This window comes from Asaia prunellae JCM 25354, from assembly GCF_000613885.1.
Lineage (GTDB): Bacteria > Pseudomonadota > Alphaproteobacteria > Acetobacterales > Acetobacteraceae > Asaia > Asaia prunellae.
In genome coordinates this window covers 144,720-170,325 of sequence record NZ_BAJV01000006.1, presented here as the reverse complement: position 1 = coordinate 170,325, position 25,606 = coordinate 144,720, and the positions used below count along the sequence as shown (strand labels likewise).

The 25,606-nt window shown below is 57.6% G+C and carries 27 protein-coding genes and 4 pseudogenes; 4 read left to right on the top strand and 27 right to left on the bottom strand.

Annotated elements, in window-relative coordinates; genetic code table 11:
- Positions 1 to 152: 152 nt before the first annotated feature.
- The 3 genes from JCM25354_RS06830 to JCM25354_RS06820 all read right to left on the bottom strand — a co-directional run bounded on the left by JCM25354_RS06830 (position 153) and on the right by JCM25354_RS06820 (position 2,375).
- Complete coding sequence (locus JCM25354_RS06830; protein ID WP_025885452.1) at positions 153 to 1,241, bottom strand: site-specific DNA-methyltransferase; 1,089 nt, start codon at positions 1,239 to 1,241, stop codon at positions 153 to 155.
- Positions 1,241 to 1,882: a ribonuclease HII gene (locus JCM25354_RS06825; protein WP_025885451.1), complete on the bottom strand. Its 642-nt coding sequence runs from the start codon at positions 1,880 to 1,882 to the stop codon at positions 1,241 to 1,243. The genes JCM25354_RS06830 and JCM25354_RS06825 overlap by 1 nt, the downstream gene beginning before the upstream one ends.
- 199 nt (positions 1,883 to 2,081) lie before the next feature.
- The gene (locus JCM25354_RS06820) at positions 2,082 to 2,375 is read right to left on the bottom strand and encodes a CsbD family protein (protein WP_025885450.1); all 294 of its coding nucleotides are present in this window, start codon (positions 2,373 to 2,375) and stop codon (positions 2,082 to 2,084) included.
- 265 nt (positions 2,376 to 2,640) lie between these two features.
- Here JCM25354_RS06820 and JCM25354_RS06815 point away from each other — a divergent pair, with 265 nt between their 5' ends.
- The 4 genes and pseudogenes from JCM25354_RS06815 to JCM25354_RS06800 all read left to right on the top strand — a co-directional run bounded on the left by JCM25354_RS06815 (position 2,641) and on the right by JCM25354_RS06800 (position 11,933).
- The gene (locus JCM25354_RS06815; RefSeq protein WP_025885449.1) at positions 2,641 to 3,936 is read left to right on the top strand and encodes an efflux RND transporter periplasmic adaptor subunit; all 1,296 of its coding nucleotides are present in this window, start codon (positions 2,641 to 2,643) and stop codon (positions 3,934 to 3,936) included.
- Positions 3,937 to 3,944: 8 nt separating this feature from the next.
- Positions 3,945 to 7,123 (top strand): annotated as a pseudogene (locus JCM25354_RS17265) (efflux RND transporter permease subunit).
- The gene (locus JCM25354_RS06805; protein ID WP_025885448.1) at positions 7,120 to 10,398 is read left to right on the top strand and encodes an efflux RND transporter permease subunit; all 3,279 of its coding nucleotides are present in this window, start codon (positions 7,120 to 7,122) and stop codon (positions 10,396 to 10,398) included. The pseudogene JCM25354_RS17265 and the gene JCM25354_RS06805 overlap by 4 nt, the downstream one beginning before the upstream one ends.
- A complete protein-coding gene (locus JCM25354_RS06800) occupies positions 10,395 to 11,933 on the top strand; it encodes an efflux transporter outer membrane subunit (protein ID WP_025885447.1) in 1,539 nt (512 codons plus the stop codon). Before JCM25354_RS06805 ends, JCM25354_RS06800 begins: the two co-directional genes overlap by 4 nt.
- A gap of 91 nt (positions 11,934 to 12,024) precedes the next feature.
- Here the strand turns inward: JCM25354_RS06800 and JCM25354_RS20630 are convergent, their stop codons facing one another.
- From JCM25354_RS20630 to rplV, 24 genes and pseudogenes are all read right to left on the bottom strand, one after another.
- A complete protein-coding gene (locus JCM25354_RS20630; protein ID WP_023978976.1) occupies positions 12,025 to 12,198 on the bottom strand; it encodes a DUF1328 domain-containing protein in 174 nt (57 codons plus the stop codon).
- 83 nt (positions 12,199 to 12,281) lie between these two features.
- Entirely contained in the window at positions 12,282 to 12,698 is a 417-nt protein-coding gene (locus JCM25354_RS06790) for an ASCH domain-containing protein (protein ID WP_199899921.1), read from the bottom strand.
- 82 nt (positions 12,699 to 12,780) lie between these two features.
- A pseudogene (locus JCM25354_RS17260) lies at positions 12,781 to 14,091 on the bottom strand (MFS transporter).
- Between the two features lie 346 nt (positions 14,092 to 14,437).
- Positions 14,438 to 14,862: pseudogene (rplQ, locus tag JCM25354_RS17255) on the bottom strand (50S ribosomal protein L17).
- Positions 14,863 to 14,900: 38 nt separating this feature from the next.
- Positions 14,901 to 15,920, bottom strand: a complete 1,020-nt coding sequence (locus JCM25354_RS06775) for a DNA-directed RNA polymerase subunit alpha (protein ID WP_023978980.1) — start codon at positions 15,918 to 15,920, stop codon at positions 14,901 to 14,903.
- A gap of 156 nt (positions 15,921 to 16,076) precedes the next feature.
- On the bottom strand, positions 16,077 to 16,469 hold the full coding sequence (gene rpsK, locus JCM25354_RS06770) for a 30S ribosomal protein S11 (protein WP_023978981.1): 393 nt from the start codon (positions 16,467 to 16,469) through the stop codon (positions 16,077 to 16,079).
- A 92-nt stretch (positions 16,470 to 16,561) separates the two neighbouring features.
- Positions 16,562 to 16,939, bottom strand: coding sequence for a 30S ribosomal protein S13 (gene rpsM, locus JCM25354_RS06765; protein ID WP_023978982.1), 378 nt, complete (start codon positions 16,937 to 16,939; stop codon positions 16,562 to 16,564).
- Positions 16,940 to 17,161: 222 nt separating this feature from the next.
- Positions 17,162 to 17,736: pseudogene (locus tag JCM25354_RS17250) on the bottom strand (adenylate kinase).
- Positions 17,733 to 19,109: a preprotein translocase subunit SecY gene (gene secY, locus JCM25354_RS06755; RefSeq protein WP_025885445.1), complete on the bottom strand. Its 1,377-nt coding sequence runs from the start codon at positions 19,107 to 19,109 to the stop codon at positions 17,733 to 17,735. Before secY ends, JCM25354_RS17250 begins: the two are co-directional and overlap by 4 nt.
- 109 nt (positions 19,110 to 19,218) lie before the next feature.
- Positions 19,219 to 19,704, bottom strand: a complete 486-nt coding sequence (gene rplO / locus JCM25354_RS06750) for a 50S ribosomal protein L15 (protein ID WP_035446908.1) — start codon at positions 19,702 to 19,704, stop codon at positions 19,219 to 19,221.
- A 1-nt stretch (position 19,705) separates the two neighbouring features.
- Positions 19,706 to 19,891: a 50S ribosomal protein L30 gene (gene rpmD / locus JCM25354_RS06745; RefSeq protein WP_025885443.1), complete on the bottom strand. Its 186-nt coding sequence runs from the start codon at positions 19,889 to 19,891 to the stop codon at positions 19,706 to 19,708.
- Positions 19,884 to 20,465 (bottom strand): 30S ribosomal protein S5, encoded by a 582-nt coding sequence (gene rpsE / locus JCM25354_RS06740; protein ID WP_025885442.1) that lies wholly within the window; start codon positions 20,463 to 20,465, stop codon positions 19,884 to 19,886. Before rpsE ends, rpmD begins: the two co-directional genes overlap by 8 nt.
- Positions 20,466 to 20,478: 13 nt before the next feature.
- Entirely contained in the window at positions 20,479 to 20,841 is a 363-nt protein-coding gene (gene rplR / locus JCM25354_RS06735; RefSeq protein WP_035446907.1) for a 50S ribosomal protein L18, read from the bottom strand.
- Positions 20,841 to 21,377 (bottom strand): 50S ribosomal protein L6, encoded by a 537-nt coding sequence (rplF, locus tag JCM25354_RS06730; protein WP_023978989.1) that lies wholly within the window; start codon positions 21,375 to 21,377, stop codon positions 20,841 to 20,843. The genes rplR and rplF overlap by 1 nt, the downstream gene beginning before the upstream one ends.
- 10 nt (positions 21,378 to 21,387) lie before the next feature.
- Positions 21,388 to 21,786 (bottom strand): 30S ribosomal protein S8, encoded by a 399-nt coding sequence (rpsH, locus tag JCM25354_RS06725; RefSeq protein WP_025885440.1) that lies wholly within the window; start codon positions 21,784 to 21,786, stop codon positions 21,388 to 21,390.
- Between the two features lie 11 nt (positions 21,787 to 21,797).
- Complete coding sequence (rpsN, locus tag JCM25354_RS06720; RefSeq protein ID WP_023978991.1) at positions 21,798 to 22,103, bottom strand: 30S ribosomal protein S14; 306 nt, start codon at positions 22,101 to 22,103, stop codon at positions 21,798 to 21,800.
- A 115-nt stretch (positions 22,104 to 22,218) separates the two neighbouring features.
- Positions 22,219 to 22,785: a 50S ribosomal protein L5 gene (gene rplE, locus JCM25354_RS06715; protein ID WP_025885439.1), complete on the bottom strand. Its 567-nt coding sequence runs from the start codon at positions 22,783 to 22,785 to the stop codon at positions 22,219 to 22,221.
- 10 nt (positions 22,786 to 22,795) lie between these two features.
- A complete protein-coding gene (gene rplX / locus JCM25354_RS06710; protein WP_025840917.1) occupies positions 22,796 to 23,116 on the bottom strand; it encodes a 50S ribosomal protein L24 in 321 nt (106 codons plus the stop codon).
- A complete protein-coding gene (gene rplN, locus JCM25354_RS06705) occupies positions 23,116 to 23,484 on the bottom strand; it encodes a 50S ribosomal protein L14 (RefSeq protein ID WP_025822040.1) in 369 nt (122 codons plus the stop codon). The genes rplX and rplN overlap by 1 nt, the downstream gene beginning before the upstream one ends.
- A gap of 14 nt (positions 23,485 to 23,498) precedes the next feature.
- Entirely contained in the window at positions 23,499 to 23,780 is a 282-nt protein-coding gene (rpsQ, locus tag JCM25354_RS06700) for a 30S ribosomal protein S17 (RefSeq protein WP_025885438.1), read from the bottom strand.
- A 13-nt stretch (positions 23,781 to 23,793) separates the two neighbouring features.
- Positions 23,794 to 24,027 (bottom strand): 50S ribosomal protein L29, encoded by a 234-nt coding sequence (gene rpmC / locus JCM25354_RS06695; RefSeq protein ID WP_025885437.1) that lies wholly within the window; start codon positions 24,025 to 24,027, stop codon positions 23,794 to 23,796.
- Between the two features lie 2 nt (positions 24,028 to 24,029).
- Positions 24,030 to 24,446 carry a 50S ribosomal protein L16 gene (rplP, locus tag JCM25354_RS06690; RefSeq protein ID WP_023978997.1) on the bottom strand — a complete coding sequence of 139 codons (417 nt, stop codon included), beginning with the start codon at positions 24,444 to 24,446 and terminating at the stop codon, positions 24,030 to 24,032.
- Between the two features lie 47 nt (positions 24,447 to 24,493).
- Positions 24,494 to 25,171, bottom strand: a complete 678-nt coding sequence (gene rpsC, locus JCM25354_RS06685) for a 30S ribosomal protein S3 (RefSeq protein WP_025885436.1) — start codon at positions 25,169 to 25,171, stop codon at positions 24,494 to 24,496.
- Between the two features lies 1 nt (position 25,172).
- The gene (gene rplV, locus JCM25354_RS06680) at positions 25,173 to 25,604 is read right to left on the bottom strand and encodes a 50S ribosomal protein L22 (protein ID WP_023978999.1); all 432 of its coding nucleotides are present in this window, start codon (positions 25,602 to 25,604) and stop codon (positions 25,173 to 25,175) included.
- Positions 25,605 to 25,606: the final 2 nt, after the last annotated feature.

Below are 25,606 nucleotides of genomic sequence, written 5' to 3'. Positions count from 1 at the left end.
ATATTCTGCAGACGTCCACAGATGATCGTCCATAAAACAGGACAAACCACACGCTTTTTCCGGTATGAATACTTATAAAATCGGAATGAAATGAAGTGTCAGTTTACCTGTTCCGGAGAGAGACAGTCAGAATCCTCCCTCCCGCAGAATAGCTACCCGACATTGCGAAGTGGTGCCTGAGCCTGCTCAGTGCGCAGAATATCGATCTGAAGCACCTCACCCTTTCGCTCGAAATACCAGAACGTCCAGCCATTACAGGAAGGGGCATTGGTCAGGATTGCACCCATTTTATGGATGGAACCACGATGGATACCCGAAACAAGACTGCCATCGGGCATGACTGTCGCACTGACGCGCCGCTGACGATCAAAGAGCTCAGTGCCTGCAGGAAGCGCACCCTGTTCGACAAAACTGCCAAATGGAATGCGCGGCATTTCCCGCTTGGCAGGGGTAATGGCAAGCTGATCATCAGGAAGGCGCACTTCAGCCTCGACACGAGCGCGAGCCGCTTCGATATAATCGGGGTGGCGTTCAATACCGATGAAGCGCCTGCCAAGGCGTTTGGCCATGGCCGCTGTTGTGCCACTTCCTGAGAACGGATCAAGAACAACATCATCTACCACGGTGGAGGCAATCAGTACCCGATGAAGCAGGCTTTCTGGCTTCTGGGTAGGATGCAGTTTGAGGCCATGCGCATTGCGCAGGCGCTCATTGCCTGTGCAGAGCGGCAGATACCAGTCACTGCGCATCTGCATGTCATCATTGAGCGCCTTCATGGCCTGGTAATTGAAGCGATATTTGCTCTCAGGGCCACGGGCCGCCCAGATCAGTGTTTCATGCGCATTGGTAAAACGGCGCCCTCGAAAATTCGGCATCGGATTGGCCTTGCGCCAGATAATGTCATTCAGGATCCAGAATCCGAGATCCTGCATGATCGCGCCAAGCCGGAATACATTATGATAGGAGCCGATCACCCAGATTGTGCCGTCCTTGGTCAGGAGACGACGCGCCTCGGCCAGCCATTCACGCGTGAAATTATCATAGGTGGCGTAATCGGCGAATTTGTCCCACGCATCATCGACCCCATCGACAACACTTTCATCAGGGCGACGCAATTCACCGCGCAGCTGGAGATTATACGGGGGATCGGCAAAGATGCAGTCGATGCTGGCATCAGGCAGACCACGCATCGTGTCGATGCATTCACCGCACAGGATCTGATCAAGGGGAAAATCCTGCATTAGATAGCTCCGGCCGGTTGAACTGCACAAGCGAGATGGGCGCGTATGGGCGCGAATTCGCGTCGATGATGGGGAGTAACTCCGGCCTTTTGCAGACCGGCCATGTGCAGGGCCGTGCCGTAACCGGCATTCTTTTCCCAGCCATAGGCATTGTGCCGTTCAGAAAGACGCGCCATCAGCCGGTCACGTGTAACCTTGGCAATGATCGACGCACCGGCAATCGACAGACTTTTACGATCGCCCCCCACGACAGCAATGGCAGGGCATTCCAGATCGGGAAGACGGTTACCATCAACCAGAGCACAATCCGGCATCATGCCAAGATGGTGCAAAGCGCGTTGCATGGCGAGGTGACACGCCTTGCCTATATTGATGGTCCCGATTTCTGCTACCGAAGCCGCACCGAGACCGATACGCACCGAAGCGGTTTGCATCAGGGCCCTGTAGGCCGCGTCGCGTCGTCTGGCTGTCAGTTTTTTCGAATCATCAATCATGGACGCCAGATCTTCGGCAGGCGGCGTCATGAAAAGCAGCGCCGCTGCGATGACCGGTCCGGCAAGAGGGCCGCGCCCGACCTCATCGAGCCCGACTACACTCCTCAATGGTGCCCCATTGGCAAATTCAAGAGCATAGTCTGGCATGGGCGGCCGCAGGATCCTTGACGAAAGAAAATGAACCAGACTGTCCGAGTCGCACAGTCACACGAATCGCTTTTGAATCACTCGAATCGAGCTGTAAACCCCTGGCACGACTCCCTGATCCGTTTTTCTTTCCTCAATACGAAGAAAGGGGACCGCGTCACTGCGATCCCCTTCCGAAATACCGTATGAAAAACCGGTATTATTTCTTCTTCGAACGTCCGAAGAACAGTGCTCCGAGAATGGTACCCACCAGAATGGCAACACTGAGTGAAATCAGCGGACGATCCTGCACGAAGGCTGTTGCCTTTTCGAGCGTGGTCTCGGCATCATCGTAGAGATCTGCAAACTCCTGCTGTGCCATGCCGGAAAGCTGGTCAACCTTGCCCTGAGCCTGAAGCTTGGCATCACCCGTCAGACCGCCAGCTGCATCCTTGAGGCGGCCTTTGGCTTCGTCGAGGAGACCTTCAGCCTTGTTTTCTGTTGCATCGGCCATTGTCATAATCCTTTCACTGAACGGACACTGAAACATCCGCGATGATAAGAGCAACGACGCATAAGCAAATCGGTTTCTTTCGACCATACACAATGTCGGATAACCATGCGGCGATGTAACGTAACGCAGTGTGTTTTGAATTGTTTCGTCATTGAACTAGAATTTAGCTGACGTCATGATAGGGCAGCCGCAAATAACGTATGTCTCAGACACCAGAACGTGCATGTGATCGCGCCTGGATTTGGGTGATGGAAGACGAGAAGAGATGACTGACCAGACGGGCCCGGACCGGACCCAGCCTGCGCGCCATACTGCGCCCCATGCCTCAGTTTCACCCGCAACGGGTAAACCGCGCCGCAGACGCCGCCTGCTCTTCGTGATTGGCGGAGCGATCGTTCTGCTTCTTGCCGTCGCCTTCCTGCGTCCGCACAGCACAACCCGCCATGCCGGGCGCGGCACCCACAAGGGCACTGCCAGCGCACAGCGCAATGCCACCGCCAGCCCCGTCGCCGTTGCCGTCGTCAAGACGGGCGACATGCCTGAGATCCTGACCGAGCTGGGTACGGTCGTACCCATTACCAACGTGACGGTACAGGCGCGTGTGAGTGGCTACATCATGAATGTGGCTTTCAAGGAAGGTCAGCACGTCAAGGCGGGTGATGAACTGGTTCTGATCGATCCGCGTCCTTATCAGGTCGCGCTCGAACAGCAGCTCGGCACACTCAAGCAGGATCAGGCCCAGCTTGCCGATGCGCGAATCAATGCCGGCCGCTACGACAAACTGATCAAACAGAACTCGATTGCTGCCATGACGGCTATCGACGCCCAGTACAAGGTTCAGCAGCTCGAAGGTACGGTCAAACTGGACCAGGCCAATGTCGATAATGCCCGCCTGAACCTCTATTACTGCCATATTATCGCCCCTGTTGATGGGCGCGTAGGTATTCGCGCTGTGGATATGGGTAACTATTTTGCTGCAGGGCAGTCAGGCGGACTGACGATTCTCACACAGATGCAACCGATTTCGGTCATCTTCACCCTGCCACAGGATCAGCTGCCCCAGGTTATGGACCGCCTGCGCAAGGTCGGTGAGCTGCCTGTCGAGGCATGGGACAGTGCCAATCTCAACAGGATTGCAAGTGGCACGGTCAAGGCGGTCGATAGCCAGATTGATACCGCAACCGGCACGGTTCGTATGCGCGCCATCTTCTCGAATGAGGACGAGCATCTCTTTCCGAACCAGTTCGTGAATGCACGCCTGCTGGTTGATACGTTGCATGACGTGATCCTTCTCTCGTCCAACGCGCTCCAGACCGGGCCTGAAGGCCAGTTCGTCTATGTCGTCAAGGATGACAACACCGTTGAGATGCGCAACGTCACAACCGGCATTGCCAGCAATGACGTGACAGTGATCAAATCCGGTCTCAAACTGGGTGAACGGGTGGTGACCGATGGCACGAACCATCTGCGTCCCGGCGCAAAGGTCAGTATTCCTGCAGACACGGCCGACAAGGGCGACAGCAAGACCGATACCGCTCCCGCCGCCAAGCCTGCGCAGTAAGCCCGATCATGAACCCGTCACGCCTCTTTATCGATCGTCCGGTCGCAACGTCGCTGCTGATGCTGGCGATCATGCTGACCGGTTTGCTTGGCTATCACTTTCTACCGATCTCGCTCTGCCTCAGGTCGAATATCCGACAATCACGGTTTCCACCTTCTATCCGGGCGCAGGCCCGGATGTGATGGCGACCTCAGTCACGGCACCGCTCGAGACCCAGCTGGGTCAGATGCCGGGCCTCGACCAGATGACGTCCCAGTCTTCCGGTGGCGCATCGGTCATCACCCTGCGCTTCGGACTCGACATGTCGATGGATATCGCCGAGCAGGAAGTGCAGGCGGCTATCAACCAGTCGAATTCACTCCTGCCGACCGATCTTCCGGCGCCTCCGATCTATGCCAAGGTCAATCCGGCGGATACACCCGTTCTTACCCTCGGCATCACTTCTCGTACCCTGCCGCTCACCGAGGTGCAGGATTACGTGAATACGCGCCTGCAGCAGCGTGTCAGCCAGATTTCGGGGGTGGGTCTCGTCACGCTCTCAGGCGGCAATCGCAAGGCTATACGTGTCCGGATCAACATACCCAAACTGACCTCCTATGGTATCGCGATCGATACGGTTCGTACCACCATCGGCACAGTCAATATCAATTCGCCTACCGGCACGTTTGACGGACCGCATCGCTCGACGACGCTGCGTATCGACGGTCAGATATCCTCTGTCGATCAGCTGATGAACCAGATCATTGCCTATCAGAATAACGGTCCTATCCGCCTGCGCGATGTCGGGACCGTGGTTCAGGGACCAGAGAATGACCAGCTTGCGGCCTGGTCAGACAAGACCCCGGCTCTCATCCTCAATGTGCAGCGTCAGCCAGGCGCCAATGTGATCTCGGTGGTCGATAACGTTCTGGCCGTACTGCCCGAGCTGCGCAAGACATTGCCGCCCGGTATCGAGATCACGCCCCTGACCGACCGAACCACCACCATTCGCGCTTCTGTATCGGATGTGGAATTCGAACTGGCCATGGCCATGATTCTGGTTGTCGCGGTGATTTTCGTCTTCCTGTTCAACGTCCCGGCCACCATTATCCCAAGTCTCAGCGTACCGCTCTCACTGATAGGCACGCTGGCCGTCATGTATCTGCTTGATTTCTCGCTCGATAATCTGTCGCTGATGGCCCTGACGATTTCCACAGGCTTCGTGGTCGATGACGCCATCGTCGTGATCGAGAATATCGCGCGCTACATCGAGATGGGCGAGGATCGTTACACAGCCGCCGTCAAGGGATCGCAGGAAATCGGCTTCACCATCATCTCGCTGACGGTCTCGCTGATTGCCGTGCTGATTCCGCTGCTGTTCATGAGCGATGTCGTGGGGCGCCTGTTCCACGAGTTCGCCATGACGCTCGCCATCACCATCGTGATCTCGGCCATCGTCTCCATCACCCTCGTGCCGATGATGTGCGCCCGCCTGCTCAGCGAACGTGCGCATGACGAACATGCCAGCACGCGTTTCCAGCGTCTGGCTGCACGCGTCGGCAACGGGATTGATCGCATTATCGCCACCTATGCTCGCTGGCTTGATGTGGTGCTGCGCTATCAGACAGCCACCCTCATCGTGGCACTCGGCACCTTCATTCTGACCTTTGTACTGGCAGTGATCATTCCAAAGGGGTTTTTCCCGCGTCAGGATACCGGCGTGGTGCAGGGTATTACAGAAATGGCACAGGCCATTTCGTTTGACAGCATGAAGAAGCATCAGGAAGCGGTCATTGCCGAAGTGCTCAAAGACCCTGACGTCGCCAGCGTCTCGAGCTTCGTGGGTATCGATGGTCAGAACATGACGCTCAATGTCGGGCGCATGCTGATCAATCTCAAACCGCTGGAACAGCGTACAAGTGGCTTGTCGACCATTCTTGCACGCCTGGCTGCCAATGGCAGCTCGACGCCCGGCGCTCGTCTCTATCTGCAGCCTGTGCAGGATCTCTCACTTGATTCAACGGTTTCGGCAACGCAATACCAGTTCCTTCTCGAAAACCCGGATTACGACACTTTCAAGATCTGGGTGCCCAAACTTCTGACCGCGTTGCAGAACGAACCGGCTCTTGCCGATGTAACCTCCGACCTCCAGGCCGAAGGTCTGGTCGCCCATGTCGATCTCGACCGCACCAATGGCGCACGCTACTCCATCACCCCTCAGACCATCGATAATCTGCTCTATGACAGCTATGGCCAACGTCAGATCTCGACAATCTACACGCAGTCCAACCAGTATCGTGTCATTCTTGAGACCGAACCGCGCTTCCAGCACGATCTGGCAAGTCTGAGCCAGCTTTATCTGCCGGGCATTTCGAGCGAGGCCGGACAGAGCTCCTCGGGTCCGACGCGCCTGCCAACCTCCGGGCTCGTGCCGCTTCATCAGGTGACAACCATCACCAAGGGGCTCGCCCCCCTCCTGATCACCCATTTCGGGCAGTTCCCGGCAACCACGATCTCGTTCAACGTCGCCGAGGGTTACTCACTCGGGGCAGCGACGAACGCCATCGATCATGCGGCTTCAAGCATTGGCCTGCCACCAGCCTTCCAGAGTGCATTTCAGGGTACCGCAGCAGCTTTCCGCTCATCGCTCAGCAATGAGCTTTATCTGGTCATCGCGGCACTTCTTGCGGTCTATATTGTGCTCGGCGTGCTGTATGAGAGCTTCATCCACCCCGTTACCATTCTCTCCACCCTGCCTTCAGCAGCCATAGGAGCCCTTCTGGCGCTCCTTCTCTGTGGCATGGATCTGGATGTGATGGGCATCATCGGCATTGTATTGCTGATCGGCATCGTGAAGAAAAACGCCATCATGATGATCGACTTCGCACTCGAAGCCGAGCGTCTGGACGGGCTTGCGCCACTGGATGCCATCCGTAGGGCCGCCTTGCTGCGTTTCCGCCCGATCCTCATGACAACTCTGGCGGCATTCTTTGGTGCGCTGCCACTTGTGCTGGGTCATGGCGTCGGCTCGGAGCTGCGACGCCCGCTTGGTGTCGCGATTGTGGGGGGGCTGCTGTTATCGCAGCTTCTGACCTTGTTCACGACACCTGTCATCTATCTGATGATGGATCGCATTGCAGTCGGTACGCGCCGCCGTTTCGGATTGCGCAGCATGTCCGAGCGCCTTGCTGAACAGAGTGGCGAGTGAATATCACCCGCCCTTTCATCCTGCGACCGGTCGCGACTTCGCTCATGACCGTCGCAATGCTGATTGCAGGAATTCTGGCCTACAGGCTGCTGCCCGTAGCCGATCTGCCCAATGTGGATATGCCGGTGATCATGGTGCAGGCACAACAATCCGGTGGCTCCCCCACCGAGATTGCCAGCACCATTGCCGCCCCGCTTGAACGCCATCTGGGGGCCATTGCGGGACTGTCGGAAATGACCTCGCAATCGATGGTCAATCAGGCACGCATCATTCTGCAGTTTGACCTTTCCCGTGACATCAACGGTGCTGCGCGTGATGTGGAAGCTGCGTTACAGGCAGCCCGTGCCGATCTGCCCACGACACTGCGCACCAACCCCAGCTACCAGAAAGCAAATCCGAACGGCGCGCCCATTCTGGTCATGGCACTGACCTCACCTACAAAAACTCCCGCCATGCTCTATGATCAGGCGACCAATGTGCTGCAACAGCAGCTCAGCCAGGTACAGGGCGTCGGTGAGGTCGAGGTCGGCGGCGGCGCCCTGCCTGCTGTAAGAGTGGAGGTCAATCCGCTCCTGCTCTACAAATATGGCATCGGCTTTGAAGACGTACGCGCGGCCCTTGCTTCGGCCAATGCCCATACGCCCAAGGGTTTCATCGACTCCAATGGGTTCCGCTTTACACTTGATACCAATGACCAGGCTGAAAAGGCCCAGGCTTATCGCGATCTGATCATCGCCTATCGCAACGCCCGCCCCGTGCGCCTCTCGAGCGTTGCGGAAATCAATGACAGCGTGGAGAACCTGCGCACTCTGGGCGTCTATAACGGTCAGCGTGCCGTGGTCGGGCTCGTCTTTGCCCAGGCAGGGGCAAATGTCGTGAAAACGACAGATGAGATCAAGGCACGCCTGCCCCTCATCCGGGCGGCTCTTCCCCCTGATATTGATCTGCATATTGCCGTCGATCGCTCCAAGACCATCCGGGCGGCTCTGGACGACACGAAACTGACACTCATCCTTGCCGTCGTGCTTGTGGTGCTGGTTGTGCTGGTCTTTCTGCAATCCGCTCCGGCCATTCTCGTCCCGGCTATTGTGGTACCAACCTCGATTATCGCGACTTTCGCCGTGATGAAGCTTATGGGCTATCAGCTCGACAACATGTCGCTGATGGCGCTGACAATCTCGACAGGCTTCGTCGTCGATGATGCCATCGTGGTGCTCGAAAACATCACCCGCTATCTCGAACAGGGTCTTTCGCCACTCAAGGCAGCCCTTACAGGGGCTGGCGAAGTGGCCTTCACGGTTGTGTCCATCACACTCTCCCTGATCGCGGTTTTCGTACCCATTATCCTTCTGGGCGGCATTGCCGGGCGTTTGTTTCATGAATTCGCCATGACCATCTCGATCACGCTGGTGATATCGATGTTCCTGTCCCTGTCACTGACCCCCATGATCTGCGCGCTGCTGCTGCGCCAGGCGAAGGAAAACCATCAGCGCGCGCGCATCGCGATCTGGCTTGACCGGCAGATCACGCGCATTACCGATAGCTATGTCGTCTCGCTCGACTGGTCACTGCGTCACCGATGGCTCATGCTGCTGAGCCTGCCCCTGACTCTCGTCATCGCCGCTGCTCTTTTCGTGAAGATGCCCAAGGGCTTTTTTCCTGACGAGGATACCGGACTTATGATGGGGCATATCATGGGCGATGAATCCTCCTCATTCAGTCAGATGAGCAGCAAGACCTATGAAGTAGCCAAAACCGTCTCGCAGGATCGCGATGTTGAGTCGATTGTCGGGTTCCTTGGTGGCAGACAGGCCAATCAGGCCAATCTCTTTGCGTCCCTCAAGGATAAATTAGTCCGCAATGACACTGTTACCCAGACCATTGAACGTCTGGGGCACAAATTCCGCAAGATGGTCGGGGCAGAAGTCTTCTTCATGGCTCCCGGTGCCGTGCGAGCCGGCGCCAGAGGGGGGAATGCTTCCTACCAATATGCACTGCAGGGCCCCGATGCCGACGAACTTTTTGCCCTGACACCCAAAGTAGTCGAGGCTTTCCAGAAACTGCCCGAGCTGATGGATGTTTCCTCTGACCTTGCGGAAGGTGGCGCGGCCCTGGACGTAAAGATCAATCGCGATCTTTCATCCCGTTTCCAGATCACGCCTCAGCTTGTCTCGAATATCCTGTATGATGCCTATGGCCAGCGTGCAGCCTCTGTCATCTACAAGCCCATCAACCAGTATCGTGTGATCATGGAGGCTGCCCCACGCTTCTGGAAAGACCCGACCTCTCTCAATCAGGTCTGGATCAGTACATCTGGCGGTACGGCATCAGGAAGTGTGGCATCCAATCGTATCCGTGTTGTTACGACAGCTACGGAAGCATCGAGTGTCTCGACCGCTGCCACAAATTACCAGAACCAGATGGCCAACAGTCTTGCGGGTGGCAGTAATGCCTCTTCAGGTTCGGCAGTAGCGACAAGCAGCGAGACCATGGTGCCATTATCCCTGACATCGCATATCCTGCCCGGAACAACAGCTCTGAGTGTCAACCACCAGGGACAGTCGGTTGCCACCACCATCTCGTTCAATCTGCGTCAGGGTGTGTCACTGGGGGATGCAGTAACCGCCATCAACACAGCACTGGTCAAGCTGCACGTACCCTCCGACATCCAGGGGGGATTTGCAGGCAACGCCGCCCTTTTCCAGAAATCGGTCAATGACGAGCCCTTGCTGATTCTGGCAGCGCTCGCAGCAGTCTATATCGTTCTGGGAATCCTTTACGAAAGCCTGGTACACCCGATCACGATCCTCTCCACCCTGCCCTCCGCTGGCGTGGGGGCCATACTGGCCCTTCAGATCTCTGGTGAAGAATTTTCACTCATCGCCATGATCGGTGTGATCCTGCTTATTGGCATCGTCAAAAAGAACGCGATCATGCTGATCGATTTTGCCATGCAGGCCCAGCGCGAGGGTGCCTCACCCGAAGAAGCCATTCGCATGGCAAGTGCGCTTCGTTTCCGGCCGATTATCATGACATCGCTTGCGGCAGCGCTTGGAGCTGTTCCGTTGATCATCGCCAATGGGTATGGTGCCGAGCTGCGCCGCCCTCTGGGCATCTCCATTCTTGGCGGTCTGGTCGTCAGCCAGGCCCTGACCCTCTACAGTACGCCCGCCGTATTCCTGACGCTGGACGCCATGGGACGCGCGGTAAAACGTCGCCTCTTTTCCTTCTTCGCTTTCTTCCGCCCGCGCCATCAGGATCAAATTCAAGGATGACCTCTTCTCCGTCCCGCTCCGCTCGACGCTTTAGCCTCCTTGCTGCGTGTTGCATGCCCATGCTTGCCGGCTGCTTCATGGTGGGTCCTGACTATCATCGCCCTCACGCCGTAATCTCGGCGAAATTCAAGGAAGCGCCCCAACCTCCCCCGGGATGGGGTGTAGCCCAGCCACAGCTGGCCGAAGCCCCCAAAGGTGCCTGGTGGGAAATCTATCATGATCCCGAACTGAACTGGCTTGAGTCCCAGGTCGCGATCTCGAACCAGAACGTCAAGCAATATGAAGCGCAATACCGCAAGGCAGCTGCAACGATCGACTCGATCCGCGCGCAGCTTTTCCCCACACTTTCCGGCTCGTTCAGCTTCAGCCGAAACGCGCAAGGCAGCGGCTCGCGCAGCGCAAGCAGCGGATCTGTCGTCAATTACTCAACCACGACCACGGTCAATACGTGGAATACCGGACCATCGGCATCGTGGACACTCGATGTCTGGGGGCGCATCCGCCGCCAGATCCAGCAGCAAGTAACCGCCACCCAGGCAAGCGCAGCCGATCTGGCCAATGCGCAGCTTTCCTATCAGTCACAACTGGCAAATGCCTATTTCAACCTGCGTTATCAGGATAGCCTCAAGAAGCTCTATCAGGACAATGTCGGCTATTTTCAGCAGGCGCTGACAATCGTGCAGAACCAGGTCGATGCAGGGGTGACGGACCCAAGCTCGCTCTGGCAGGCACGTTATCAGTTACAGCAGACCCAGGCACAAGCTACGCAGGCCGGTATCGCCCGGGCACAATATGAGCACGCGATCGCCACGCTGATCGGACGTGCACCTGCCGATCTGAGCATTCCTGTAGGCGCATTGCCCACAATACTCCCGGACCCGCCTACAGCTGTCCCCTCGATCATGCTGCAACGCCGTCCGGATATCGCCGCAGCAGAACGCAACATGGAAGGGTATAATGCCGAGATCGGGTACTATATAGCTGCGTTCTATCCCGAGATATCCGTGAGCGCGACCTATGGATATAGTGGCAACCCCCTTCAGACGCTCATTCAGGCCGCCACACGGTTCTGGTCGCTGGGAGCCTCTTCAACCGAGACGCTTTTTAACGGCGGCGCACGTAGCGCGGCCGTACGCTCTGCACGGGCGGATTATGATGCCTCGGTTGCCACTTATCGTCAGACAGTCCTTACCGCGCTTCAGGGGGTGGAAGATAACCTCTCGAATCTGCGTATTCTTGGGGAACAGGTTGCACAGCAGGACATAGCGGTAAAATCTGCGCAGGAGGCTGTGCGGGTCTCGATGAACGAATATCTTGCAGGCACCCAGACCTATACCACAGTACTGACGAGCCAGCAGAATGCCCTCAGCTATCAGGTGCAGGCCCTGGGTATTCGTCAGAACATCGCGACGTCACATGTGGATCTGATCGTGGCACTGGGCGGTGGCTGGGATGTATCCCAGCTCCCGAGCAAAGCCTCGTTGCAGACCAATAATCCGCTCTTGCCCGAGTTCATCTCCAAGACAAAACCCTGAGGCATCTCAAGCCAGAGCACGCATCAGCCAGGACGTATAAAAAAGGGGAGAGCCGCTAAGCTCTCCCCTTTCTGCTACCTTGCGCTCAGGCTCAGGTCACGGCCTTGCCAACAAACACCGCAATGACCAGGAAAAGCACAAACAGGGCAATGAAGAGGAAGAAGAGAATCTTCGCGATGCCCGCTGACGCTGCAGAGATACCGGTGAATCCGAAGAGCCCTGCGATCAGGGAAATGATCAGGAAAAATATGGCGAGTTTGAGCATGGCGAAACCCTCTTAGTTCTGTCCGGGTTCAACGCGATCTCGCAATGAAAGTTCGCTCAGGCGGAATACGAACAACTATGACATTACGGTTGACGCAACGGGAAAACAAACATGAGCTCGAACACCTCGCACCAGAGCTCCATGGTAGCACTGAACTGCCCCAGACGCGTAAAATAGCGCTCATGTTCCTGGCGCCAATACGCCAAGCTTCTGTCACCTTCACCTTCCCTGCGTGCAAAATCGTCTCCCACATCGCAAAAGCATATCCTGTCGAGAGAAACAGTGCGTGTGATCGCCCGTGGCTGATCTCTGCCGTCACATACGATGTTCAGCTTACCCGGGTAGGTCTGCTCACCATCACTGACTGCCCAGCATGTCCCGGTCTTGATCCCGCGCAATACGAGATCAAGTAACTCATCAGCCAATGCGGGGCTATCACCAAACGAGAAACGTTCAAGACTTTCCCAGCCTGCGGGCGGTGCGGAAAACATGTCAGTCATGCAGCCAAAGAAAAGACGCCGCTGACAGATGTCAACAGTGCCTTACAACAGCCGGATCAGGGCCGCCTATACAGAGAGCCTGTTAATGTCCTACCGCCGTGATGCTTTCTCCGCGAGCGAGCGCTTCCTGCGTATAACGACGTGCTTCATCCGAAATACGAAGCGTAATGGTCATTCCTGCTGCAGCAAGATAGATCAGGCGAAAGCCCAGATGATACCCTCCATACCGAAACCGAACACACTCTCACAGATGCCGGCTATAGCCGGACCTACCCAGTGCTAGCACCAGCGCCGAGACCGAGGATAGACAAGGCTGCAGCCTTCTCTCTGGGGCAGATCTGAGGCATCAGACCTGAGAGCGGGACAAAAGCTGCCACTGTCGCACCGTAGAAAATGCCCACTGCCGCGGCGGCCGCAAAATTGCCGGGATACCAGACCGGAATATAATAAAAGAGCGGGATCGACACGAAACCGCCAATACCTCCAAAAACAGCGACAATGAAGCGATGCCCCAGAGCATCTGCCAGCATACCTGAAACCAGATTGAACAGGATATTGCTGAGAAAGATCAGTGAGAGCAGGTTCAGCCACTGACCCTGGGTAAACCCGAGATGATCAATGAAAAATGCCGGCATGATCGCGAGGAAAGCATATTCGGATGACGTATCGATCGTGCGGATGATGCCCGCAATGAGGGTCTTGGGCTCACGCCACATGATACTGATCGAGCCGAAAAAGATATCCCTGGTGCTGACATGCTCGGGGAGAAGACGCTTCTTGCCGGTAGGTTCATGCGTGAAAAGCAGAGCGACAAGACCACCCAGAATCACAAGACCAAGCGAACACCAGAATGTCGCCAGTTCGCCAATCGCCGGAATGGCATACCGGGCAAATTGTGAGCCCAGTGTCGGCAGGCCTGCGAGAACGAAAACCAGAACCAGCCAGCCGCCGAACCCAGCATTGTCGCCGGCGTCGCTGCCGCGATCCACACCAGAAAGCCATAGGCGAAAAGAGGATAGGCAAAACCACGCAATGTGTAGAACAGCAGCGTCATGGTGAAATTGTTCGGTCCGAGACCGAGCGCAAGCAACCCGACTTCCAGAACCGCCCAGAGAATAAGGCCAATCCACATTACCTTTTTGGGGCCGTAAAGATCCGAGAGCGGTCCGGAGAACCACGCTGAAATCATGACGGTGATGCCATAGGTCGTGAAAAGGAGGTTCACATCTCCCTGGGTATGGCCATTATGCAGCATGAAGGTATCGAGATAGCCAGCCTCGACGCCGTCCCCGATCATGAAGAGCAGAAGCCCGACAAAGCCAAAAAAGAGGGGGCGTGGAATACCGAGGATCTCTGCGATCCCGCGTCTCTGGGTGGTACGTGCCTCAGACAAAGAAGCTCTCCTGTATCTACACGCGACACGAGCTCTACCGGACCTCATTGCCCGGGACAGCATGGGAAGCATGGTGACTGGTCCTACGAGAGTGCTCGGACCGTATGGGAAATCAGGATCGTTGAACGCCTGGAAGCGCCGCCCTATCCGTCCTGACATCGCGGTTTTGCGAAATTTCGAAACCACGATCCAATCTGATCAAAAATCCCACGCTTGGCGCTCGGATTGTTCGGATTGGCTTGTTGGGAGCTACATAAACGAAACTACTGGATTTTGTAAGCAAAAAACAGAAAAAGCCGGGCAGATCCCTGCCCGGCTTTCTCAAAACTCACTGAAGCGTAAGGCCTCAGGCAGCCATCGGCTCTTCACCAGACTGGTTGAACACCGGGCCGCTGTCCTTGCCCTTGGCGTCAACGTCGCGGTCAACCATTTCGACAACAGCCATGTCGGCGTTGTCGCCATAGCGAACGCCAGCTTCAGAACGCGGGTGTAGCCACCCGAACGGCCCTGATAACGCTCTGCAATGGTCGAGAACAGCTTCGTGACGATGGTCTCGTCGCGCAGCTGGGCGAAAGCCTGGCGGCGGGCATGCAGCGTGCCACGCTTACCAAGGGTGATCAGCTTCTCGACGACGGGGCGAATTTCCTTCGCCTTGGGCAGGGTCGTCGTGATCTGCTCGTGCTTGATGATAGCCACGGCCATGTTGCGGAACATGGCAGCGCGGTGGGTCGAGGTAACATTGAGCTTACGCCCAGCAACACCATGACGCATGATCGGGTTTCCTTACTCTACTTTCTTCCGGATAGGGCTCAGAACGTCTCGTCGAGACGCTTTGCCAGATCCTCAATGTTCTCGGGAGGCCAGGCCGGAACATTCATGCCCAGCGACAGACCCATGGAAGTCAGGACTTCCTTGATTTCGTTCAGCGACTTACGTCCGAAATTCGGCGTGCGCAGCATTTCCTGTTCGGATTTCTGCACGAGGTCACCGATATAGACGATGTTGTCGTTCTTCAGGCAGTTCGCGCTACGAACGGAAAGCTCGAGCTCGTCAACCTTGCGAAGCAGGTTACGGTTAAACGGCAGATCGTCACGCGGCTCTTCCTGACGGACCGGACGCGGCTCATCAAAGTTGATGAACAGCTGCAGCTGGTCCTGAAGGATACGGGCTGCGAGAGCGAGGCTGTCTTCAGGCGTAACTGCGCCGTTGGTCTCGACCGTCAGCAGAAGCTTATCGTAATCGGTGACCTGACCAACGCGGGTCGGTTCAACCTTGTACGAGACCTTGCGAACCGGGGAGTAGATCGCATCGATGGGGATGAGCCCGATCGGTGCATCTTCCGGACGGTTTGCAGCAGCCGGGACGTAGCCCTTGCCCATGTTGACCGTGAATTCCATACCAAGCTTCACGCCGTCATCGAGCGTGCAGATCACGAGGTCAGGGTTCATGATCTCGATGTCATGACCGGCCTGGATCTGGCCTGCACGCACTTCGCCTGGGCCAGTAGCCGTCAGCACCATGCGCTTGGGGCCTTCGCCATGCATACGCAGGGCAAGCTGCTTGATGTTCAGCACGATATCCGTCACGTCCTCGCGGACGCCCGGCACGGACGAGAACTCATGCAGCACGCCGTCGATCTGGATCGCCGTTACAGCGGCGCCCTGAAGCGAAGACAACAGAACGCGACGGATCGCATTGCCGAGCGTCATGCCGAAACCACGCTCCAGCGGCTCGGCGATCACCGTAGCTGTCTGCGTGGGCACGGAGCCGGGCGCGACTTCCAGCTTTTCCGGCTTGATAAGGGACTGCCAGTTCTTCTGGAGGACCAATGTCGTGGCCTTTCAAACAACTTGTCCCGCTGGGGCCCAACGGAACATCAACCGCGCCGGAGCGCGGTCAGAACGTGCCGGTGGCCTCCCCCAGAGGAGAAGCCACCTACGGACGGGTGGTGACAGACGAGCGACCCCCGAAAGGGCCGCAGTCAATCAGACGCGACGACGCTTGCGCGGACGGCAGCCGTTATGCGGCACCGGGGTCATGTCGCGGATCGACGTGATGGAGAAGCCAACGGCCTGAAGGGCACGAAGGGCGCTCTCACGGCCCGAACCCGGACCCGAAACTTCGATTTCCAGCGTCTCCATGCCGTGGTCGCGAGCCTTGCGGCCAGCATCTTCAGCAGCAACCTGAGCGGCATACGGGGTCGACTTGCGCGAACCCTTGAAGCCCTGGGCGCCAGCCGAAGACCAGGCAATCGAGTTACCTTGGGCGTCGGAGATGGTGATCATGGTGTTGTTGAACGTCGAAAGAACGTGCGCGACACCAGAGATGATGTTCTTGCGCTCCTTCTTGCGGATACGCGGAGTTGCGGCCTTGGCCATAGTGAGGTCGTCCTGTCAGTCTTGGCAATGAGCGAAGGGCAGAGGACAGCCTGTTGGCCGCCACTCGCCACGATCCGCTTAAGATGCGCGAATTAGCGCGTGGCTTTCTTCTTACCGGCAATCGCCACGGCCTTGCCCTTGCGGGTACGGGCGTTCGTGTGCGTACGCTGGCCACGCACCGGCAGACCACGGCGATGACGCAGACCACGATAGCAGCCAAGGTCCATCAGACGCTTGATGTTCATCGCGGTTTCGCGGCGGAGGTCACCCTCGACGCGGTAGTCGCCATCAATCAGTTCGCGGATCTTCACGATCTCATCGTCGCTCAGCTCGTTAACGCGCTTCGCTTCAGGTACTTCGAGCTTGGAGCAGATTGCCTTCGCCGTCGACGGACCAATGCCGTAGATGTAGCTCAGGGCAATGACTACCCGCTTGTTCGTCGGAATATTTACGCCGGCAATACGCGCCACGCCACTCACTCCCTGCCTGACCGGAGCCAGGCTCTCTTTCTGCTTCGACCCAGTTTCTGGGCCAGTTCAATCGAAACTGTTCAGTGCGCTAAAGAATCGACTGCTTCGAAAAGCAACGATCACCGCGTCTGACAGCGCCTATGTCGAGGGCGCGCAATATATCGAGCACCCCCCTTGAGTCAAATAAAACCATTCACTTTTTCGTGAACGTCCTAAGGACACTCATTTTCCAAGACCAAGAACGTCAACAATAGCAGCCTGAACCGCGTCGGGACTCATCATCCCGTCAACACGCCGCAGGCGCCCCGCATTTTCATAATAAGGCAGGATAGGAGCCGTCTGGTCTCTGTAAACCTGTATCCGACGACGTACGGTATCTGGTTCGTCATCTGCACGACGGGATCCATCAGGCGCACGACGCTCTGCAAGACGCGTGACAATCTGCTCGGCATCCACTTCAAGCAAAAGCACGGCATCAATCCTGGTCCCGCGCGACGAGAGCATGGCATCAAGGGCCTCAGCCTGGCTTTCTGTACGAGGAAATCCATCCAGGATGAATCCCTGTGCACAATCTGCCTGAAGCGTACGGCTCTTGATAAGGTCAATCATCACAGGGTCAGGGACAAACTGACCGGACTCGACAATAGCCTTCACATTGAGCCCCAGGGGGGTACCTGCTGCCATCTCGCACGAAGCATGTCTCCTGTCGAAATCTGCTTCAGGCCGAAATCCTGCTCCAGACGCTGCGCCTGAGTGCCCTTGCCCGCACCGGGCGGGCCGAGAAGAATGATGTTCATCGACGGCGCCCCCCTCTTCCACCTTCAGCCTTGCCGGCTCCACGACCACGCTGCTTGCGAATAAGACCCTGGTAGCGGTGGGCAACAAGATGCGACTGTACCTGCGTCATCGTGTCGATTGTAACCGATACAATAATGATCAGGCTTGTACCGCCAAAATAGAACGGGACGTTATAGCGGCTGATCAGGATCTGAGGCAGCAGACAGACAGCAACGAGATAAAGCGCCCCGATTGTGGTCAGACGAGACAGGATCCGGTCAAAATACCGAGCTGTGTTCGAACCGGGACGGATACCCGGCACAAAACCACCCTGCTTGCGCAGGTTCTCGGCGGTCTCCTCCGGGTTGAACGTCACCGCAGCGTAGAAGTAGGAGAAGAACAGGATCATCGCGGCATAGAAGATCATATACAGCGGTTGGCCCTGTCCGAACTCCTGCCCGAGGGTATTCAGCCAGCCCGGCATGTTCTTGCCGTTCATGAAACCGGAAATCGTAACCGGAATCAGCAGAACGGAAGAGGCAAAGATTGGCGGAATAACACCCGCTGTGTTGACCTTGAGCGGCATATGCGAGGAATCACCCCCAAACATACGACTCCCGACCTGACGCTTGGGATACTGGATAACCACGCGACGCTGGGCCTGCTCCATAAACACAATGAACGCGATGGTCGCGCCCGCGAGTACAAGAAAGAGCAGGACGAAGAACGGCGAAAGCGCACCGGTATAGCCGAGCTGGAAAAGACTTGCGAGCGCATGAGGAAGGTTGGCGACAATACCCGCAAAGATGATCAGCGAGATACCGTTGCCAACACCCCGCGAGGTAATCTGCTCACCCAGCCACATCAGGAACATCGTACCACCGACAAGGGTGATCACACTGGACAGGATGAAGAAGGGTCCCGGAGACACGACCGCACTGATGCCACCGCTCGTCATATGTTCGAGTCCCATGGCAATGCCATAGGCCTGGAACAAAGCAATCAACACCGTGAGATAACGCGTATAGGCATTGAGCTTCTTGCGTCCCTGCTCGCCCTCCTTCTTGAGCGCCTCAAGCGAAGGCAGAGCTGTAGAAAGCAGCTGGACGATAATCGAAGCGCTGATATAGGGCATGATATTGAGCGCGAACACGGTCATACGACCGAGTGCACCACCGGTGAACATGTCAAACATGCCGATGATGCCGCCCTGGTTCTGGTGCAGAAGCTGCCCCATGACCGTCGCATCAACACCCGGCACCGGAATATAGGTGCCAAGGCGATAGATGATCAGTGCGCCCAGTGTGAACCAGATACGTTTTTTCAGTTCGGTCGCCTTGGCGAACGAACTCAGATTGAGATTGGCGGCAAGCTGCTCGGCTGCGGAGGCCATCCACCGGTCCTTTCAACAAAAACAGCGTCACCGCGCAGGCGCGGGACGCTGTTCATGATTACCTATGCCCGCCCTGCACCGCAACGGCGCAGAGCGTTCTTTCGGGCGATCAGGCCTCGGCGGGTGCCTCGGCCTTGGCGGCAACCTTGACAGAGCCACCAGCCTTCTCGACAGCCGCAACAGCGGTTGCAGAAGCACCAGAGACTTCAACGGTCACAGCACGGGTCAGCTCGCCCTTCGCCAGTAGGCGGATACCGGCATATTTGCCAGTGCCCACCAGACCAGCTGCGCGCAGAGCCTCTTCGGTGATCGTCGCATCTGCCTGAAGCTTGCCATCAGCCAGTGCCCGGTCGATGGCGCCCAGGTTCACAGGAGCAAATTCCTTGCGGAAGATGTTCTTGAATCCGCGCTTCGGCATACGGCGATACAGCGGAAGCTGACCACCCTCGAAGCCGTTCAGAGACACGCCTTCACGGGCTTTCTGACCCTTGACGCCGCGACCTGAGGTCTTGCCTTTGCCTGAACCGATACCACGGCCCAGACGCTTCTTGCGGTAACGCGCACCGGCGTTATCGCGCAGTTCATTCAGGTTCATATCAACCCTCCACCTGGATAAGGTGGGCAACCTTGCGGATCATGCCGCGAACTGAAGGAGTATCCTCCAGTTCACGCTCACTGCCGATTCCGCGCAGACCAAGACCCACGAGGGTCTCAGCCTGGCCGGGCTTGCGCCCGATAGCGGAAGCGATCTGCTTGACGCGAACAGTCTTGTTCTCAGCCATTGGTCGCCTCCGCTGCCTCTTCGGTCTGCGCATCGCGCTTGGCGAACAGCTCGGAAGCCTTCTTGCCACGGCGGCTAGCGACAGCGCGGGGGCTGCTGCAACGCTCGAGAGCGGCAAAGGTCGCCTTGACCATGTTATGCGGGTTACGGGTCCCGAGGGACTTCGCAACAACGTCATTCACGCCCAGTGATTCGAAGACAGCGCGCATCGGGCCGCCTGCGATGATCCCGGTTCCGGCTTCAGCTGCACGAACCACGACCTTACCGGCACCGAAATGCCCGTAGGAATCGTGATGAAGCGTGCGGCCTTCCTTCATCGGGACGCGGATCATGGTGCGCTTGGCGCGTTCGGTCGCCTTGCGGATTGCCTCGGGGACTTCACGGGCCTTACCCGCACCGTACCCGACGCGACCCTTCTGGTCACCAACCACGACCAAGGCAGCAAAAGCGAAACGACGTCCGCCCTTTACGACCTTGGCAACACGGTTAATGGTGACCAGCTTGTCAACCAGATCGTCGCCTTCGCGTTCCCGCTCGCGACCACCACGGCCGCCTTCTCTTGGCTCACGTGCCATGTGTGATCCTTCCTTAGAACGAAAGGCCGCCCTCACGGGCAGCTTCGGCCAGCGCCTTGACGCGGCCATGATAGAGATATGCACCGCGATCGAACACGACCGCCGTCACGCCAGCGGCGAGAGCGCGCTCTGCAACCAGCTTGCCGACAACCGAAGCGGCTTCGACATTCGCGCCGGTCTTGCCAGCTTCGCGCAGGGTCTTTTCGAGGGTCGAAGCGCTGGCGAGCGTTACGCCCTGCGCATCGTCGATGACCTGTGCATAAATGTTCTTGCCTGAGCGGAAGACCGACAAACGCGGCCGGCCACCGCTCTTGCGGCGAAGCTGGAAGCGAAGCCGCTGACGGCGCCGTTCCTGCAATCCATGCTGCGTAGCCATTATTTCTTCTTGCCTTCCTTACGACGGAGAACTTCGGTCTCGTAACGCACGCCCTTGCCCTTATAGGGTTCCGGCTTGCGGAAGTTACGGATGTCGAGCGCAACCTGACCAACACGCTGCTTGTCGTTCCCTTCGACCGTGATGGCCGTGGGACGGGGCGTGGTGATCTTCACGTCGGCGGGGATCGGATAGACGACGTCGTGGGAATAACCCAGGTTCATCACCAGATTCGAGCCCTGCACACTGGCGCGGAAACCGGTACCGGTGATTTCAAGCGTCTTGCTGAAACCCTCGGAAACACCCTTGACCAGGTTTGCGACGATAGCGCGGGTGGTGCCCCACATCGTCCAGGTCTCACGTGAGCGGTTACCTACCGGAAGGATCGAGACCTTGCCGTCTTCCACCTTCGCCTGAACGAAGCGGGTCAGAGGCATGCTAAGCGAACCGCGCTTGCCCTTGGCAGTCAGGGATCCGTCAGCAATGGAAACGTCCACGCCAGCAGGAATGACAACCGGATACTTGCCTACTCGTGACATGTGATCCTCCTCAGAAGACGCGGCAGAGGACTTCGCCACCGACATTTGCGGCGCGAGCCTCGATATCCGACAGGATACCGCGCGGGGTGGAAAGGATCGACACGCCGAGACCGGCATACACGCGGGGCAGTTCCTTGATCTTGGAATACACGCGGCGGCCCGGCTTGGACACGCGGTGGATTTCCTTGATCACGGGCTGACCGTCAGCATATTTCAGCTCGATGCGAAGCTGGGAGATACCAGCGCGCAGCTCTTCCGTGGTGTACCCACGAATATAGCCTTCGCGACGCAGCGCTTCCAGAACGTTTGCACGCAGCTTGGAAGCCGGTGCGACGCAAGCCGCGTGACGCGCACGCTGGGCATTGCGAATGCGGGTGAGCATATCACCCAACGGATCGGATAGGGACATTCGCTTCTACCTTACCAGCTCGACTTGACCATACCGGGGATCTGGCCGGTGGAGGCCAGGTCGCGCAGAGCGATACGGCTCAGCTCGAACTTGCGATAGTTCGCGCGGGGACGTCCCGAAACCTTGCAACGCAGACGGAAACGAACGCGCGACCCGTTACGCGGCATTTCTGCCAGCTTCAGGGTTGCGTCGAAACGCTCCTCTACCGGAAGGCTCCGGTCCTTGATGATATCTTTCAACGCGGTCCGCTTCGCCTTGTCGCGCGTCGCCATATAGGCGCGCTTGGCGTTGCGGTTCACGGCGGAGATTTTTGCCATGCTAAATCTTCTCCCGGAACCTGTCGGGCCAATCCCAACGGTTTTCCAAACAGCGTGTGTATATAGGGAGCCGGGATTGCTTTGGAAAGCAAAAAACCCGGCTCAACCCGATAAATCAGGCAGTGAAGGGCAGATCGAACGCCTTGAGCAGCGCCTTTGCCTCTTCATCCGTCTTCGCCGTGGTGACGAAGATGATGTCCATGCCACGTACGGAGTCGATCTTGTCGTAATCGATTTCCGGGAACACGATCTGTTCCTTGATGCCCATGGCAAAATTGCCACGACCGTCAAAGCCCTTGTTCGGGGGCAGACCGCGGAAGTCACGAATGCGCGGCATCGCGATCGTCACGAGACGATCGAGAAATTCGTACATGCGTGTACGACGCAGGGTTACCTTGCAACCGATGGGCAGACCTTCACGGATCTTGAAGCCTGCGATAGCCTTGCGGGCCACCGTCTTGACGGGCTTCTGACCGGAGATGGCTGCCATTTCGGCAACGGCGGCATCGAGCTGCTTCTGGTCGCCAGCGGCTTCGCCGACGCCCATGTTTAGAACGATCTTTTCCAGCTTCGGAACCTGCATGGCGTTCTTGTAACCGAACTGCTCACGCAGCTGGCCACGAAGGACGTCATTGTAACGCTGCTGCAGACGCGGCTGAACGCGGATAATGGTCTCGCTCATTGTCGCCCCCTTAGCCTTCGATTACTTCGCCGGTCACCTTGGCGACACGGACCTTGCGTCCATCTTCAAGCTGACGGAAACCAACACGAGTCGGCTTGCCGCTCTTCGGATCGACGAGCTTCAGGTTGGACAAATGAACCGGCATTTCCTTGGCGATAATGCCGCCTTCCTGGTTCATGCGAGTCGGCTTCTGGTGGCGCTTGGCCACAGCAACACCGCGCACGATGGCCTTTTCGACCTTCGGCAGAACAGCAAGAACTTCACCGCGCGTACCGCGCGACGAGCCGGAGAGGACCAGAACCTGGTCGCCCTTCTTGATACGAGCAGCCATTATAGCACCTCCGGAGCCAGGGAGATGATCTTCATGAACTTGCGCGCACGCAGCTCACGAACCACCGGGCCAAAGATACGGGTGCCGATGGGCTCCATCGACTTGTTGATCAGCACAGCCGCATTCTTGTCGAAGCGGATGGCGCTGCCGTCAGCGCGACGGACAGGGTAGGACGTGCGAACGATGACGGCCTGATGCACGTCACCCTTCTTCACCTTGCCGCGGGGAATCGCTTCCTTGACGGACACGACGATCACGTCGCCGACCGAGGCGGTTTTCCGCTTGGAGCCGCCCAGCACCTTGATGCACTGCACCTGACGGGCGCCGGAATTGTCGGCGACTTCCAGGTTGGTCTCGGGATGGATCATTTCTCAGTCCCCTCTTACGCTGACGCCTGAGCCGGTGCCGTCGCCGCTGCCTCAAGGGCCGCGCCGTTACGGGTGATCACCGTCCAGGTCTTGCGCTTGGAAATCGGTGCGCATTCTTCAATGCGCACCGTATCTCCGATCTTGCACTCATTCAGCTCGTCATGCGCCGCATACTTCTTGGAGCGACGAATGAACTTCTTATAGAGCGGGTGCATAATGCGGCGATCAACAAGAACGGTAACCGTCTTGTCCATCTTGTCGCTTGTCACTCGCCCTGTCAGGACGCGCCTTGGCATCGTCCGTCTCCTCTCAGGACTCTGCGGTGGACGTTTTTGCGCCCACCTTGTTCTTCGATTGATGCGCAACCGTCTTGATGCGAGCGATCGCACGACGGAGAACGCGAACTCGTCCGACTCCTTCGGACTGTCCCGTGGCAGCCTGGAACCGAAGGTTCAGCTGTTCACGCTTCAGGTCCAGAAGAAGGGCCTGCAGTTCATCAGGGGACTTGGCGCGCAGATCGGCGACCTTATAGGCGTCAGCCATTCTTATGCCTCCCCAATACGGGTGATGAACTTGGTCTTGATCGGCAGCTTTGCTGCGCCAAGAGCCAGAGCCTCACGTGCCACTTCCGGCGGCACGCCTTCGATTTCAAACAGCACGCGACCGGGCTTCACGCGGGCCACCCAGAATTCGGGTGAGCCCTTGCCGGAGCCCATGCGGACTTCGGCAGGCTTCGTGGAAACCGGCAGATCCGGAAAGATCCGGATCCACACGCGACCTGCACGCTTCATGGCGCGTGTGATCGCGCGACGTGACGCTTCGATCTGGCGTGCCGTAATACGTTCGGGTTCGAGAGCCTTAAGGCCGAACGCGCCGAAATTCAACGTCGTTCCGCCCTTGGCCAACCCATGAATGCGACCCTTGTGGGCCTTGCGAAACTTAGTCCGCTTCGGGGAAAGCATGGTGTCGTATCCTCATGCGCCTCGCGGCGCTTGTCATAATCTACTGCTCAGCGCTGCGGCGCTTGTTCCGCTGCACGACGGTCCTGAGCCATCGGATCATGGGCAAGGATTTCACCCTTGAAGATCCAGACTTTCACACCGCACGTACCATAGGTCGTCTTGGCAGTGGCGATACCGTAATCAATGTCGGCGCGCAACGTATGAAGTGGCACGCGGCCTTCGCGGTACCATTCAATACGGGCGATTTCCGCACCACCGAGACGGCCGGAGCAGTTGATACGAATGCCCTGTGCACCCAGACGCATGGCGGACTGAACCGCACGCTTCATGGCACGACGGAAAGCAACGCGACGCTCGAGCTGCTGCGCGATGTTCTCGGCAACGAGAGTCGCATCGATTTCTGGCTTGCGGATCTCGACGATGTTCAGCGCAACGTCGGTCTTTGCCAGGCGGCTCAAATCCTTGCGCAGGTTGTCGATATCCTGACCCTTCTTGCCGATGACGACGCCCGGACGCGCTGCATAGATCGTGACGCGCGGCTTCTTGGCCGGACGTTCGATCACGACGCGGGAGACGCCTGCACCTGACAGCTTGCGACGCAGGTAAGCGCGCAGCATCAGGTCTTCATGAAGCAGACGGGAATAGTCATTGCCAGCGTACCAGCGGCTATCCCAGGTGCGGTTTACGCCGAGCCGGAGCCCGATCGGATTGACTTTGTGTCCCATATCAGGCTGCCTTCTGCTCTGCTGCGTCCTTGCCCTTGCCCTTCGGCGCAGGTGCTTCGTCTGCAGCGCGCTCGGCAACGACGATCTTCAGATGGCTGAAGAACTTCTCGATGCGCGAGGAACGACCACGGCCACGAGCGTGGAAACGCTTCATGACGATCGACTTGCCAACTTCTGCGGTCTTGACCACGAGCTGATCGACATCGAGCTGGTGATTGTTCTCTGCATTGGCCACAGCACTCTCCAGGGTCTTGCGAACCTGCTGAGCGATACGGCGACGTGAGAACGTCAGCGCTGCGATTGCCTTGTCTGCCGGCTGGTTGCGGATCATTGCCGCAACCAGGTTCAGCTTGCGCGGGCTGACGCGGATGTTGCGGGCAACTGCCTGCGCTTCCGTATCAGCGAGTGTGCGAATGTGCTTCGGCTTGCTCATGA